This window comes from Streptomyces sp. NPDC048142 (genome assembly GCF_043202835.1).
GTDB lineage: Bacteria > Actinomycetota > Actinomycetes > Streptomycetales > Streptomycetaceae > Streptomyces.
The window spans coordinates 22,624-36,877 of record NZ_JBIDBC010000030.1; the positions used below are offsets into that span (position 1 = coordinate 22,624).

At 73.3% G+C, this 14,254-nt stretch carries 12 protein-coding genes and 1 pseudogene; 4 read left to right on the top strand and 9 right to left on the bottom strand.

Going from position 1 to position 14,254, the window contains the following annotated elements; genetic code table 11:
- Positions 1-133 precede the first annotated feature (133 nt).
- Together ACGF2Y_RS29200 and ACGF2Y_RS29205 are read left to right on the top strand one after the other, a co-directional pair.
- Positions 134-1,515: pseudogene (locus ACGF2Y_RS29200) on the top strand (FAD-binding protein).
- Between the two features lie 54 nt (positions 1,516-1,569).
- Positions 1,570-2,325: a decaprenylphospho-beta-D-erythro-pentofuranosid-2-ulose 2-reductase gene (locus tag ACGF2Y_RS29205; RefSeq protein ID WP_392953491.1), complete on the top strand. Its 756-nt coding sequence runs from the start codon at positions 1,570-1,572 to the stop codon at positions 2,323-2,325.
- A 16-nt stretch (positions 2,326-2,341) separates the two neighbouring features.
- On the opposite strand, the gene ACGF2Y_RS29210 is transcribed toward ACGF2Y_RS29205, so the two are convergent.
- Positions 2,342-2,941 carry a 2'-5' RNA ligase family protein gene (locus ACGF2Y_RS29210; RefSeq protein WP_392953494.1) on the bottom strand — a complete coding sequence of 200 codons (600 nt, stop codon included), beginning with the start codon at positions 2,939-2,941 and terminating at the stop codon, positions 2,342-2,344.
- A gap of 124 nt (positions 2,942-3,065) precedes the next feature.
- A complete protein-coding gene (gene trpS / locus ACGF2Y_RS29215) occupies positions 3,066-4,133 on the bottom strand; it encodes a tryptophan--tRNA ligase (protein ID WP_392953497.1) in 1,068 nt (355 codons plus the stop codon).
- Between the two features lie 237 nt (positions 4,134-4,370).
- On the opposite strand from trpS, the gene rocD reads away from it, so the two are divergent.
- Positions 4,371-5,576 (top strand): ornithine--oxo-acid transaminase, encoded by a 1,206-nt coding sequence (gene rocD / locus ACGF2Y_RS29220; RefSeq protein WP_392953500.1) that lies wholly within the window; start codon positions 4,371-4,373, stop codon positions 5,574-5,576.
- Between the two features lie 148 nt (positions 5,577-5,724).
- On the opposite strand, the gene ACGF2Y_RS29225 is transcribed toward rocD, so the two are convergent.
- From ACGF2Y_RS29225 to ACGF2Y_RS29235, 3 genes are all read right to left on the bottom strand, one after another.
- Positions 5,725-6,912: a glutathionylspermidine synthase family protein gene (locus ACGF2Y_RS29225; RefSeq protein ID WP_392953502.1), complete on the bottom strand. Its 1,188-nt coding sequence runs from the start codon at positions 6,910-6,912 to the stop codon at positions 5,725-5,727.
- Positions 6,913-6,917: 5 nt separating this feature from the next.
- The gene (locus ACGF2Y_RS29230; protein ID WP_392953505.1) at positions 6,918-7,238 is read right to left on the bottom strand and encodes a hypothetical protein; all 321 of its coding nucleotides are present in this window, start codon (positions 7,236-7,238) and stop codon (positions 6,918-6,920) included.
- Positions 7,239-7,353: 115 nt separating this feature from the next.
- Complete coding sequence (locus tag ACGF2Y_RS29235; protein WP_392953507.1) at positions 7,354-8,754, bottom strand: PLP-dependent aminotransferase family protein; 1,401 nt, start codon at positions 8,752-8,754, stop codon at positions 7,354-7,356.
- Positions 8,755-8,801: 47 nt separating this feature from the next.
- On the opposite strand from ACGF2Y_RS29235, the gene ACGF2Y_RS29240 reads away from it, so the two are divergent.
- Positions 8,802-9,317 (top strand): carboxymuconolactone decarboxylase family protein, encoded by a 516-nt coding sequence (locus tag ACGF2Y_RS29240; protein WP_392953510.1) that lies wholly within the window; start codon positions 8,802-8,804, stop codon positions 9,315-9,317.
- An 81-nt stretch (positions 9,318-9,398) separates the two neighbouring features.
- Here ACGF2Y_RS29240 and ACGF2Y_RS29245 read toward each other — a convergent pair whose 3' ends face one another.
- The 4 genes from ACGF2Y_RS29245 to ACGF2Y_RS29260 all read right to left on the bottom strand — a co-directional run bounded on the left by ACGF2Y_RS29245 (position 9,399) and on the right by ACGF2Y_RS29260 (position 14,183).
- Complete coding sequence (locus ACGF2Y_RS29245) at positions 9,399-10,388, bottom strand: malate dehydrogenase (RefSeq protein WP_392953513.1); 990 nt, start codon at positions 10,386-10,388, stop codon at positions 9,399-9,401.
- 332 nt (positions 10,389-10,720) lie between these two features.
- Complete coding sequence (locus ACGF2Y_RS29250) at positions 10,721-12,058, bottom strand: DUF2690 domain-containing protein (protein ID WP_392953516.1); 1,338 nt, start codon at positions 12,056-12,058, stop codon at positions 10,721-10,723.
- Between the two features lie 502 nt (positions 12,059-12,560).
- Positions 12,561-13,277, bottom strand: a complete 717-nt coding sequence (locus ACGF2Y_RS29255) for a DUF3017 domain-containing protein (protein WP_392953519.1) — start codon at positions 13,275-13,277, stop codon at positions 12,561-12,563.
- Between the two features lie 24 nt (positions 13,278-13,301).
- Positions 13,302-14,183: a bifunctional methylenetetrahydrofolate dehydrogenase/methenyltetrahydrofolate cyclohydrolase gene (locus ACGF2Y_RS29260; protein WP_392953522.1), complete on the bottom strand. Its 882-nt coding sequence runs from the start codon at positions 14,181-14,183 to the stop codon at positions 13,302-13,304.
- Positions 14,184-14,254 lie beyond the last annotated feature (71 nt).

Sequence of the window (14,254 nt, forward strand, 5' to 3'; positions counted from 1 at the left end):
CCCGCCCCGGACTCTCCCGGACCTGTCCCGCGGATCTTCGTCACGCTCCGCTGACACTCACTCCGTCACCCGTTCCGGTGAGCGAATTCACCAATGCCGCGAAGGGGATTTCCCGGACGATACGGTCACCTCCATGTCCGTCGACACGGTGTCCTTGACCGGCTGGGGCCGCACCGCCCCGACGACCGCCGTGCGGTTTCGCCCCCGTACCCACGAGGAGGCGGCCGCCGTCGTCCGGGGGCGCGGGCCCCGGGGGGTCATCGCGCGCGGGCTGGGACGGTCGCCCGGTGACGCGGCGCAGAACGCGGGCGGCTCGGTGCTCGACACGACGGGCCTGGCCCGGATCGGCGGGGTCGACGCCGCCGCCGGCCTGGTGCGCTGCGACGCGGGCGTGAGCCTGGAGCGGCTGCTGCGGGTCCTGCTGCCGCTCGGCTGGCTCCCGCCGGTCGTGCCCGGGACCGGCAGGGTGACGGTCGGCGGGGCGATCGGCTCCGATCTGCCCGGCCTCGACCACCGGCGGTCGGGTTCGTTCGCCCGGCAGGTGAGCGCCCTGGAGCTGCTCACCGCCGGCGGCGAGGTCCGTACGGTGCTGCCGGGCACCGCCCTCTTCGACGCGACCGCCGGGGGCCTGGGGCTGACCGGGGTGATCCTGGGCGCCACGCTCCGCCTCCGGCGCGTCGCCACGGCCCTGATGTCCGTCTCCACCGAGCGCGCCGGGGACCTGGACGATCTGCTGGCCCGCTTCACCGCAGGCGGCGACCGGCTGCCGTACGGCTCCGCCTGGATCGACCTGATGGCCCGGGGCCGGGCGACCGGACGCGGGGTCCTCACCCGGGGGGAGCACGCGCCCCTGGATATGCGCTCGGCGCACGCGGGGCGCACTCTGTCGTCCTCGCGTTCCCGGGGTGCCCGGGGGCGGCTCTCCGTACCCGGCTCCCCGCCGCTGCCACTGCCGCCGCCGCTGCCGGGCGGACTGCTCGGCCCGGCAGCGGCCGCCCTGTACAACGAGGTCCGCTACCGCGGCGCACCCCGCGCGCGGACCGGTGAGCTCCGCCCGGTCCCCGCCTTCTTCCACGCTCCGGACGCCTTCCCGGACGCGAACCTGCTGTACGGCCGGGGCGGCCTGGTGCGCTACCGGTTCGCCGTCGGGTACGGCCAGGAGGAGACCCTGCACCGGGTGGTGCGCCGGATCGCGGCACGCCGGATCCCGGCCGTGCGGGCCGCGCTCCAGCGGTTCGGGGCGGCGGACCCCGCCGGCTGTCGTTCGCCGCGCCCGGCTGGTCCCTGGCCCTGGACCTGCCCGCGGCCCTGCCCGGACTGCCCCGCTTCCTGGACGGCGTCGACGAGGAGGTGGCCGCCGCCGGGGGCCGGGTCTGCCTGGCGAAGGACTCCCGGATGCGGCCGGAGACGGCGGCGGCGATGTACCCGGGGCTTGCGGACTTCCAGGAGCTGCGGGCGCGACTGGACCCGACGGAGGCGTTCCGCTCCGACCTGTCGCGCAGGCTCGGGCTGTAGGCCTTCCCCCTCCTCTGCCCCTGCCCCCTCTGAACCCCTGACCAGGAGATTTCCGTGAAGGATGCCTTCGGCGCCCCGCAGTCCCTGCTCGTCCTCGGCGGCACCTCCGAGATCGCCCTGGCCACCGCGCGCCGGCTGATCGCCCTGCGCACCCGCCGGGTCTGGCTGGCCGGGCGTCCCTGCCCCGCCCTGGAGTCGGCCGCCGCCGAGCTGCGCGGCCGGGGGGCGGACGTGCGGACCGTCGACTTCGACGCGCTGGATCCCGTCTCCCACGAGGTCGCCCTCGGCAAGGTCTTCGCGGAGGGCGACATCGATGTGGTGCTGATGGCGTTCGGGGTCCTCGGCGATCAGGCGCGGGACGAGGAGGAGCCGATGGCCGCGGTCCGGGTCGCCCAGACCAACTACACGGGGGCGGTCTCCGCCGGGCTGGTGTGCGCCGGCGCACTACAGGCGCAGGGGCACGGTTCGCTGGTGGTGCTGTCCTCGGTGGCCGGGGAGCGCGCCCGGCGCACGGACTTCATCTACGGCTCCAGCAAGGCGGGTCTCGACGCGTTCGCGCAGGGGCTCGGTGACGCGCTCCAGGGGACCGGGGTGCAGGTGATGGTCGTCCGCCCCGGCTTCGTCCGGACCCGGGCCACGGCGGGGCGGCCGGAGCAGCCGCTCGCGACCGGCCCGGAGGAGGTCGCGGAGGCGATCGTCACGGGGCTGCGCCGGCGCTCGGAGACCGTGTGGGTGCCCGGTTCGCTCCGGGTGGTGATGGCGGCACTGCGGCACGTCCCCCGGCCGCTGTTCCGCAGGCTCCCGGTCTAAGGGCTGTCCCGGGTGCTCAGGGCCGCAGCGACGGGGACGGCGGCACGTCGACCGTGTAGCCGCCCTGGGCGGGGACGGCGGGCGCCCCGCCGCCCCCACCGAACGGGAAGTCCTTGATCTTGCGCCAGACGGCGTCCGGGCCCTGTTCGTACAGCGCGAAGGAATCGCAGGTCCAGGCCGCCTCGTAGTCGGCGAGCTCCTCGTAGGCCCGGTCCATGGCCTCCTCGGCGATGCCGTGGGCCACGGTGACGTGCGGGTGGTAGGGGAACTGGAGCTCGCGCACCAGCGGGCCGGAGGCGTCCCGCACCCGCTTCTGGAGCCAGGCGCAGGCCGAGGCGCCCACGGCGACCTGGACGAAGACGACCGGCGACAGCGGCCGGAAGGTGCCGGTGCCCGACAGCCGCATCGGGAACGGCCGGCCGGCCGTGGCGATCCCGTCGAGGTGCGCCTCGATCGCCGGCAGGTCGGCCGACTGCGCCTCGGTCGGCGGCATGAGGGTGACGTGGGTGGGAATGCCGAAGGCGGCAGGGTCCCCGAAGCTCGCGCGGCGTTCCTGGAGCAGGCTGCCGTAGGGCTCCGGGACCGCGATCGAAACGCCGAGCGTTACGGTCCCCACGTCGTTCTCCTCCATCGTCGATGGTCGATTTCCGGTCATGCCGCGCGGGCCGGGTGTCCGGCCCGCGCGTTCCGCCGCCGCAAGTGTGACCCCTGCGGCCATGATCTCGCCAGAGTCCTTGGACTCAGTGCTTCGCGGGCAGGAAGCCCATCCGGTCGTACGTCTGTGCCAGCGTCTCCGCGGCGACGGCCCTGGCCTTCTCCGCTCCCTTGGCCAGGATGGAGTCCAGCGTCTCCGGGTCGTCCAGATATTCCTGGGTGCGGGCCCGGAACGGAGTGACGAATTCCACCATGGCCTCGGCCAGGTCGGTCTTCAGCGCGCCGTAGCCCTTGCCCTCGTAACTCCGTTCCAGATCCTCGACCGGGCTGCCGGAGAGGGTGGAGAGGATCGAGAGCAGATTGCTGACGCCCGGCTTCTTCTCGGCGTCGTAGCGGATCACCGTGTCGGTGTCGGTGACCGCGCTCCTGACCTTCTTCGCCGTGACCTTCGGGTCGTCCAGGAGGTTGATGAGGCCCTTCGGCGTGGAGGCCGACTTGCTCATCTTCACGGCCGGGTCCTGGAGGTCGAAGATCTTCGCCGTCTCCTTGAGGATGTACGGCGCGGGGACGGTGAACGTCTGTCCGTACCGGCCGTTGAAGCGCTCGGCGAGGTCGCGGGTCAGCTCGATGTGCTGGCGCTGGTCCTCACCCACCGGGACCTGGTTCGCCTGGTAGAGCAGGATGTCCGCGACCTGGAGCACCGGGTAGGTGAAAAGGCCGACGGTGGCCCGGTCGGCGCCCTGCTTGGCGGACTTGTCCTTGAACTGCGTCATCCGGGAGGCCTCGCCGAAGCCGGTGAGGCAGTTCATCACCCAGCCGAGCTGGGCGTGCTCGGGCACATGGCTCTGGACGAAGAGCGTGCAGCGCTCCGGGTCCAGCCCGGCCGCCAGCAGCTGCGCCACGGCGAGCCGGGTGTTGGCCCGCAGCTCGGCGGGGTCCTGCGGGATCGTGATCGCGTGCAGGTCCACGACCATGTAGAAGGCGTCGTGGGTCTCCTGCAGCGCCACCCACTGGCGCACCGCGCCCAGGTAGTTGCCGAGATGGAACGAGCCCGCGGTGGGCTGGATCCCGGAGAGCACGCGCGGACGGGCGGCCGCACCGGTGCGGCCCGTCTGCGGCTGGTCGGTGGGGAGCGAAGGGCGATCAGAGGCCATGGCCCCATTGTCTCAGGTACGGGGGCGATCCCCGGCAGCCGGTGCGCGGCGGGCAGGGCGCGTACCCGCACGGTTCCGGGGCACGGGAGCGCGCGCCTGAGACGAACCGCACATTCCGGCCGCTCGGCGTGCGACGGCGGGCGCGCCGGGCGGTGGAGGTTTCCCGGCGTGGGATCCGACCGACGATACAAAGTGGGCACCACCCTCCGCCCACGCCGCACGACGAACGGAGATCCCGTGTCGACCACGGAAACCGCCATCGCCTCCGCCGAGGCGCACAGCGCGCACAACTACCACCCGTTGCCGGTCGTCGTGGCCACGGCGGACGGCGCCTGGATGACCGATGTCGAGGGCCGCCGGTACCTCGATCTGCTCGCCGGATACTCGGCGCTCAATTTCGGCCATGGCAACCGCCGTCTCATCGACGCGGCCAAGGCCCAGCTGGAGCGGGTGACGCTGACCTCCCGGGCCTTCCACCACGACCGGTTCGCCGACTTCTGTACGGAGCTGGCGGCGCTGTGCGGCATGGAGACGGTGCTGCCGATGAACACCGGGGCGGAGGCCGTGGAGACCGCGGTGAAGACCGCCCGCAAGTGGGGCTACCGGGTCAAGGGCGTGCCGGACGGCATGGCGAAGATCATCGTGGCCTCGGACAACTTCCACGGCCGCACGACGACGATCGTCAGCTTCTCCACCGACCCGGAGGCGCGGGCCGACTTCGGCCCGTACACCCCGGGGTTCGAGATCGTGCCGTACGGGGATCTCACCGCGATGCGGGAGGCGATGACCGAGAACACCGTGGCGGTGCTGATCGAGCCGGTCCAGGGCGAGGCCGGGGTGCTGGTGCCGCCGACCGGCTATCTGCCCGGCGTGCGGGAGCTGACGCGCGAGCGGAACGTGCTGTTCATCGCGGACGAGATCCAGTCGGGCCTCGGCCGGACCGGGAAGACGTTCGCGCTGGACCACGAGGGCGTGGTGCCGGACATGTACGTGCTCGGCAAGGCGCTGGGCGGCGGGGTGGTGCCCGTCTCCGCGGTCGTCTCGTCGGCGGATGTGCTCGGCGTGTTCCGGCCCGGCGAGCACGGCTCGACGTTCGGCGGGAACCCGCTGGCCTGCGCGGTGGCGCTGGAGGTGATCGCGATGCTGCGGACCGGCGAGTACCAGCAGCGGGCGGCCGAGCTGGGTGATCATCTGCACCGGGAGCTGGGCCTGTTGACGGGCGGCGGCACGGTGGAGGCGGTGCGCGGCCGGGGTCTGTGGGCGGGCGTCGACATCGCTCCGGCGCTGGGCACCGGCCGGGAGATCTCCGAGAAGCTGATGGAGCGGGGGGTGCTGGTGAAGGACACCCATGGCTCGACGATCCGGATCGCCCCGCCGCTGGTGATCAGCAAGGAGGACCTGGACTGGGGCCTGGACCGGCTGCGGGCGGTGCTGAGCGCCTGAGCCGGACGCACGGGACCGGGCGCCTGGCCCGGACGTACGGGACCGGGCGCCCGAGCCGGACGCACGGGACCGGGCGCCCGAGCCGGACGCACGGGACCGGGCCAGGCGCCCGGTCCCGTAGCACCCCGTAACCGCGGCCCCGGAGGGTTCAGAGGATGACGTGGGGCAGGAAGCGGGCGTACTCGTCCGTGACCGGCCCCGCCGACTCCCGGATGCCGAGCCCCGCCGCCTCGTCCTCGACGATCCACGCGCCGAGCACCACCCGGTTGCCGTCGATGTCGGGCAGCGGCGCCAGCTCCTGGTAGCAGCACGGCTCGTCGCGCGGGACGGGCGGCGAGCCGGGGCCGTGCAGGTCGACGCCGGCGCCCTCGCGGCCGAGCAGCGGCTTCGACACGTACCCCGCCCCGCCGGGTCCGGCCAGCTCGCGGGGGCCGTCGAGGTAGGCGGGGAGCAGGTTCGGGTGGCCGGGATACAGCTCCCAGAGGATCGCGAGCAGCGCCTTGTTGGAGAGCAGCATCTTCCAGGCGGGCTCGATCCAGCAGGTGGTGCCGGAGCCGCCGCCGTTGTCGAGGGTGTCGAGCACCTGCGGGCCGAAGCGGTCCGTGGCCAGCCATTCCCAGGGGTAGAGCTTGAAGCAGCTGCGGATGAACCGCAGCCGGTCGTCGACGAACCGGCCCGACAGCCGGTCCCAGCCGATCTCCTCGACGGACAGCGCCTCGGTGTCGATCCCGGCCTGCTGGGCGGTCTCGCGCAGATACGCGACCGTCATCAGGTCCTCGCCCGCCTCGTCGCCGTCGGAGTGGACGAAGTGCAGCGGTCCGGGCGGCAGCAGGGGCGCCTGCCGCTTCCAGGCGTCCACCAGCCTCTCGTGCAGGGAGTTCCACTGGTCGGCGCCGGGGAAGCGGTCCTCCATCCAGAACCACTGCGCGCTCGCCGCCTCGACCAGCGAGGTCGGGGTGTCGGCGTTGTACTCCAGCATCCTCGCCGGGCCGCTCCCGTCGTAGCGCAGGTCGAACCGCCCGTACACCGAGGGCAGTTCGGCGCGGCGGTGCCAGGACTCGGCGACCAGGGCGGCCAGTCGCGGGTCGGTGATGCCGAGATCGGCGAAGCGGTCCTGCTCGACGATGTGCGCGGCGGCGGCCAGGCACATCGCGTGCAGTTCCTCGACGGTCTCCTCCAGGGCCTCGACCTCGGGCAGCGAGAAGACGTAGTAGGCGCTCTCGTCCCAGTACGGACGCAGCGAGTCGTCCGGGTAGCGGGTGAGCGGATAGACGACGCCCTGCGACTCGACGGTCTCCTGCCAGCCGGGGCGCGGCTGTGTGGTGCGGCGCTCCATGGCGGTCAGCCCCCGCCGGACCGGGCGCAGCCGAAGCCGCCGCGGTCGACCGCGGACTTGTCGAAACTGCCGCCCTGTACTTTGCCGTCCGAGCTGTCGCCGCCGTAGTAGTACGAGCCGCGTCCACTGCCGCCGGAGCCGCCGCTGCCTCCGGTGCTTCCGCTGCTTCCGTTGCCGCTCCGGCACTCGTAACTGGGCAGCGTTTCGCGGGTCGTCCGGTCGGCGCAGCGCCGGTCCGGCTCCGAGCCGCAGGACGTGATCGTCAGGGCGAGCAGCCCCATGCCGCCGAGCACGACCGTGCTCGACCTCAGTCTCCGTTGTGCCATGTCCGGTTCTCCCCCGTGGTACGTGATCGGATCCGGCTTCCTTCCAGCGACCGGACCTCTTGTCAGATTAGTTCGGGGGACGGCCCGTCAGAAACCTGACCCGACGGGACACTTCCTACGGCAGCACCCGGCACAGGGCGTCCAGGGCGCCCGCCCAGGCGCTCTCCGACGGTGAGCCGTAGCCGATCACGAGGGCGTCGCGGGCGGCCGGCGCGTCCGGGTGGCGGTAGCGTGCGAGGCCCTCCAGCGCCAGGCCCTGGAAGGCCGCCGCCTGGATCACCGAACGCTCGGCGCCCGGCGGGAGTTCGAGGACCGCGTGCAGCCCGGCGGCGATCCCGCTGACCTCGACGCCCGGCGCACGCTCCGCGAGCGCCGCGACGAGCTGGTCGCGGCGGCGGCGGTAGCGCAGCCGCATGGAGCGCACATGCCGGTCGTACGCCCCCGAGGCGATGAACTCCGCGAGCGTCAGCTGGTCGGGCGAGCCGGACATCCAGTCGGACACGCCCTTCGCCGCCGCCACCTCCCCCACCAGGCTCCGGGGCAGCACCATCCAGCCCAGCCGCAGCCCCGGGGCCAGCGACTTGCTGGCGGTGCCGAAATACACGACCCTCTCTGGATCGAGGCCCTGGAGCGCGCCCACCGGCTGCCGGTCGTACCGGAACTCCCCGTCGTAGTCGTCCTCCAGGATCAGCCCGCCGGTGGACCGGGCCCAGTCGACGGCGGCGGCCCGCCGGTCCGGGTGCAGCGGCACGCCGGTGGGGAACTGGTGCGCCGGGGTCAGCAGGACCGCTCCCGCGCCGCGCATCGCGGCCAGCTCACCGGTCCGGGACCCGTGCTCGTCCAGCGGCAGGCACGGGGTGCGCAGCCCGGCGTCGGTGAGGAGGTTCGTATGGAGGTCGAGGACGTACGACTCGACGGCGACGTCCCGGACCCGGCGCCGGCGCAGCACCCGGCCGAGCAGCATCAGCCCGTGCGCGAAACCGGAGCAGATCACGATGCGCTCCGGGTCGGCGTACACCCCGCGCACCCGCGCCAGGTACTCGGCCAGCACCGTGCGCAGTTCGGCGCGGCCGCGCGGATCGCCGTAGCCGAAGGCCTCGTCGGGCGCGGCCGTGAGCGCCCTGCGGGCAGCCTTGAGCCAGGCGGCGCGCGGGAAGGCGGACAGGTCCGGCGAGCCGGGCTTCAGGTTGTACCCGGCCCCGGACCGCACCGGCCGGGAGGGGACCGCCGCCGGGTCCGTCCGGCGCGGCGCGGACCGCTGGGCGACCCGGGTCCCCGAGCCCTGCCGGGCGGTGAGCCAGCCCTCGGCGACCAGTTCGGCGTACGCGTCGGCGACCGTGTTGCGGGCGACGCCCAGGTCGGCGGCGAGCACCCGGGAGGACGGCAGCCGGGTGCCGGGGGTCAGCCGGCCGGTGCGCACCGCCTCCCGCAGCGCCTCCATCAGCCCGCTGCGCAGCCCCTGGCCGACCGGTTCCAGATGCAGGTCCACGCCGAAAGTGGCCCAGGAATCTGTCATGCCAATGGACCATACCGGGGTGCCACCCGGGCCGTAGCGTCGTCCTCATGACCTCGACGCACGAGCATCACCACGCCCCTGCGGACCTCGCCCCCGAGCACCCGGCCCGGATCTCCGTCTCCCAGCTCCTCCCGGACGTCTACAAGGCGATGGTCCGGCTCGACATCGCCGCCCGCAAGGGCCTGGACCCGGTCCTGGTGGAGCTGGTGAAGATCCGGGCCTCGCAGCTCAACCAGTGCGCGTTCTGCCTGGACATGCACAGCAAGGACGCGCTCGCGGCGGGCGAGTCCGTCGAGCGGATCGTCCAGCTCAGCGCCTGGGAGGAGTCGCAGCACTTCTACACCGAGAAGGAGCTGGCGGCGCTCGCCCTGACCGAGGCGGTCACCGTCCTGACCGACGGCTTCGTCCCGGACGAGGTGTACGCGAAGGCCGCCAAGCACTTCGAGGAGACCGAACTGGCCCAGCTGATCGCGGCCATCACCGTGATCAACGCCTGGAACCGCTTCGGTGTCACCGGGCGCCTGGCCGCCGGCCACTACACGCCCGGCGATCACAAGAGCTGACCACGGGTCATCCGGAGGGCATGCGGAAGCGCCCCCGGCAGCAGCTGCTGCCGGGGGCGCTCGACGTGCCGCGGGTGCGGGTCAGATGAGGCCGAGCTCGCGGACCGCGTCGCGCTCCTCGGTGAGCTCCTTGACCGACGCGTCGATGCGGGTACGGGAGAACTCGTTGATGTCCAGGCCCTGGACGATCTCGTACTTCCCGTCCTTCGTGGTGACCGGGAAGGAGGAGATGATGCCCTCGGGGACGCCGTAGGAGCCGTCCGACGGGATGCCCATCGAGGTCCAGTCGCCGGCGGCGGTGCCGTTGACCCAGGTGTGCACGTGGTCGATGGCGGCGTTGGCCGCCGAGGCGGCCGAGGACGCGCCACGGGCCTCGATGATCGCGGCGCCGCGCTTGGCGACGGTCGGGATGAAGGTGTCGGCCAGCCACACCTCGTCGTTGACGACCTCGGCCGCGTTCTTGCCGGCGATCTCCGCGTGGAAGATGTCCGGGTACTGGGTGGCCGAGTGGTTGCCCCAGATCGTCAGCTTCTTGATGTCGGAGACGGCGGCGCCGGTCCTGGCGGCCAGCTGCGAGATCGCGCGGTTGTGGTCCAGGCGGGTCATCGCGGTGAAGCGCTCGGCCGGTACGTCCGGGGCGGCGGCCTGCGCGATGAGCGCGTTGGTGTTGGCCGGGTTGCCGACGACGAGGACCTTGATGTCGTCCGCGGCGTTGTCGTTGATGGCCTTGCCCTGCGGCTTGAAGATGCCGCCGTTGGCGGCGAGCAGGTCGCCGCGCTCCATGCCCTTGGTGCGCGGGCGGGCGCCGACGAGCAGGGCGACGTTCGCACCGGCGAAGCCGACGTTCGGGTCGTCGGTGATCTCGATGTTGCGCAGCAGCGGGAAGGCGCAGTCGTCGAGCTCCATCGCGGTGCCCTCGGCGGCCTTGAGGCCCTGCGGGATCTCCAGGAGGCGCAGGTTGACCGGCACGTCCGGGCCGAGCAGGTGGCCGGAGGCGATGCGGAAGAGCAGCGCGTAGCCGATCTGGCCGGCTGCGCCGGTCACGGTGACATTCACGGGAGTGCGGGTCATGGCGGTCTCCGTTTAGACAGCTGGCGGTGGGGGTCCCGGCCCCTGGTGCCGGACCCTGGTGCTGGACGCCTCTTCCGCCCCGACGAATCTTGACGTGAAGAGATATCCAGCGGTCAGGCTATCGGACCCGGCCGGGCCGGGCCGCCCGGCCCCCTGTGGCACCGCGCACAACCGGTCACACACCGCACGCACGGGTGACGCAGGCCTCCGGGTGACGTCGGCCTCCGGGTGACTCCGGCTCCCGGGCGGGGCTGGCCCCGGGCGGGCCGACCCCCGGGGGGCCTGGCCTGCGTCACCCGCCGGGGTCCGGTGTCACTCACCCAGGGCCGGGGTCACCCGCCCAGGTCCGTGCACCCCTTCGTACCGGAGGTGAGCGTCGCGCAGGCCTTCGCGTCGGACGCCTCCTCCACCGCGATCATCGGGGTGTACGCGTCGGTGTCCCCCATGACCTCGCTGTCCTGCCCGCCGACGTCCCCGGTGATCCGCACGGTGTCGCCGACGGCCGCCTCGGTGAGCCGGGCCCAGGCGGCGGAACAGACCTCGCTGTAGCGGACTTCGATCTTGCTGCCGCCGACCACGACGTCGGCCGCCGTACGGGCGAAGTCTCCGCCGCAGCCCATCGCCTCGGGGTCCTTCCCGGTGCAGTCCGCACCGCTGCACTCGACGCCCACGGGCAGCTCCGGGGCGGCCGTGGTGGAGGCAGCCGACGGAGGCAGGGTGGCCTTGGCGGCCCCGACGCCGCCCGGGGCGAGCAGCACCGCGCCGACCACGACGATCAGCGCGCCGACGGCCCCGACGGCGAGCATGACGCCCTTGTTACGGACGCCGGGGGACTCGCCTCCGGTGGCCCGGCCCGCCCGCTGCCCGTCCTGCGGCGGCCGGGGAGCCCCCGGCGCGCTGTCGCGCTGGTGGGGTACGGAGGGCGGGCGTGCCGCGTCACGGACGCCGGGCCCGTGGACACCGGTCCCCTGGACACCGGGAACCTGGCCGTGATTCCCGTGGACGGCCGCGTAACCGCCCGGTTCCTGGACGTCGTTGCCGTGGACACCGGGGCCATAGCCGTCCGGTCCCTGGCTGTAGCTCTCGTGGCCGCCGCTCCCGTAGCCGCCGCTCCCGTAGCCGCCCGGTCCCTGGCCGTACGCCCTGTTGGCGGAGGCTCCGCGTCCGTCGGGAGTCGCGGTGTCGCGGGGCCGGGCGTCCGTACCGGCCGGGCCCGTGGTGGCGGGGACCCGCGCGCCGGATACGGCCGCGCTGTGCCGGTCGCCGGCGGAGGGCCTGCCCGGCGGGCGGCCGGACCGGTCGCCCGCAAAAGCGCCGGGAGCCTGCGTGCCGGGTTCGCCGAACGTGGCACCGGCCTGCGTGCCGCGGATGGCCCCCATCGTCATGTCGTGGCGCTTCTCGGACCGGCTCCAGGCCCGTTCCGCCAGCTCCAGCATGGTCGTGAGGTGGTGCTGCGGGGTGCCCGTCACCTCGGCGAGGGCGACGACGGCCCCGCGCGGGGCGAGCAGCCGCCCGTCGACATACCGCTCCCAGGACGTCTTGCTGTAGCCCGTGCGGTCGGCCACCGCGTTGATGTCGAGCCCGCTGTGGTCCACGAGACTGCGCAGCCGGCTGACGAACTCCCTGATCTGCGGGTCGAGCTCTTCGGGCAGTGCCTTCCAACGAGGCATCGCGTTTCCCCCCTCATGTCCCCCGGACGTACTTGCTGTGCCCCGCTGCGGCCGGTCCCCGGCCCGTGCGTCCCCCGGTCCGTCCGCTGTCCGTCCGTTCCGGACCGTCAGCTGACTACCCACGAGAATGCGCGGAACCAGGGTGCCGGTTCCTGACGAGGGGGCGCACGGGAGCGTTCGGGGCGAGGTGCATGTCTTCACGCGCCCCGATCACTGTTCCGGCCACTGCTCAGCCGTCTCCGTGCCGCTCTGTGCGCCGTGCCAGTCTGCCATCGTTGCGCCGCGATCACACCGTGCCGGAATGGTCACTTCCGTGCCACAGGCCCCGGTGAGCGCTTGTTCCGGTTCTTCATGTCTATGACGCTGGAGTCCGGACGGGGCAAGGCCGCCCATCTCGCCGCATACCGGGGCTTCTTGCCCGGTCGCCCCGTTCCGCCGTGGTGTCCGTCCCTCCTCGGGGGTAGGGACGGGCACCACGGACCTGGCCGGGGCCGGACGTCCGCTAGCGGATCGTGAAGCGGACCGCGTCCTCCAGGATCGGGACGTCGAGCCACGGCGCGGGCTGTGCGACCAGCGCGAGCAGCACGATCAGTGTGCCCATCAGCCCGTACGTGACCAGGTCGGTGAAGCGGGAACGTACCGCCAGCATCCCGACCGATGGCACCACCCAGCGCAGCACGGCACCGGCGATCAGCGCGCCGCCGATCAGGATGGTGCCGATGCGGAATGCCTGGTCGAACGGGTCCAGGGCCACGATCAGCAGGCCGAGGCCCGCCGCGCAGAGCACGGTGAGCAGCGGCCACTGCCGGGCCGGGGCGGGCGCGTCGCCGGACGCCGCCCGGCCGCCGCCCTCGGGCCGGGCGGTGTCCCGGGTGAACCGCGGGAACCGCCGGGACCGGCGAAGCCGCCCGCCGGACGCGGCGTCGCGAGCGGCAGGCTCGGCGTCACGAGCGGCAGGCCCGGCATCACGACCGGCGGGCTCGGCGTCACGACCGGCGGGCTCGGCATCACGAGCGGCAGGCCCGGCGTCACGACCGGCGGGCCCGGCGTCACGACCGGCGGGCCCGGCGCGGCCCCCGTCCGTGGCCGGTACCGTGCCCCCGTCCGTAGCCGGGCCCGGCACGCCGGACCCGTCCTGCCCGCCCTGCCTGTCCGGCTCGCCCGCCGCCCGGCCCGCAGCGGCGGGGCCGGGGTCGGCCGGACTCGTACCAGCACCCATGGGGTTTCCTCCGGATCCGGGCCGTCAGCCCGCGGCCGCGGCGTCGGCGGCCTCGGCGGCGGCCCGTTCGGCGGCCTCCACCACGTTGACCAGCAGCTGCGCGCGGGTCATCGGGCCGACGCCCCCGGGGTTCGGGGCGACCCAGGCGGCCACCTCGCGGACCCCCGGGTGCACATCGCCGACGATCTTGCCGTCCGCGTCCCGGCTGACGCCGACGTCGAGCACGGCAGCGCCCGGCTTCACGTCCTCGGGCTTGATCAGGTGCGGCACCCCGGCGGCGGCGACGATGATGTCGGCCTGCCGCAGGTGGGAGGAGAGGTCCCGGGTGCCGGTGTGGCACTGGGTGACCGTGGCGTTCTCCGACTTGCGGGTCAGCAGCAGGGGGATCGACCGGCCGATGGTGACACCGCGTCCGACGACCACGACGTGCGCCCCGTTGATCTCCACACCGTGCGCGCGCAGCAGCTGGACGACGCCCTGCGGGGTGCAGGGCAGCGGGCCGGTCTCGTTGAGGACGAGGCGGCCGAGGCTCATCGGGTGCAGCCCGTCGGCGTCCTTCGCCGGTTCCATCAGCTCCAGGACCCGGTTGGTGTCGATGCCCTTGGGCAGCGGCAGCTGGACGATGTAGCCGGTGCACTCGGGGTTGGCGTTGAGCTCCCGGACGACGTCCTCGATCTCCTCCTGCGTGGCGGTGCCGGGAAGTTCGCGCTGGATGGAGCCGATGCCGACCTGGGCGCAGTCACGGTGCTTGCCGTTGACGTACCACCGGCTGCCCGGGTCGTCCCCGACGAGCAGGGTTCCCAGGCCGGGGGTGATGCCCTGCGCCTTGAGGGCCGCCACACGGACGGTCAGATCGGATTTGATCGCGGCAGCGGTGGCCTTGCCATCGAGAATCTGGGCAGTCATGGGCCCATCCTCGCGGATGACCCCGCCCGCATACCAATTGCCGGCGCCACCCCCGTACCGGAGATTGCACT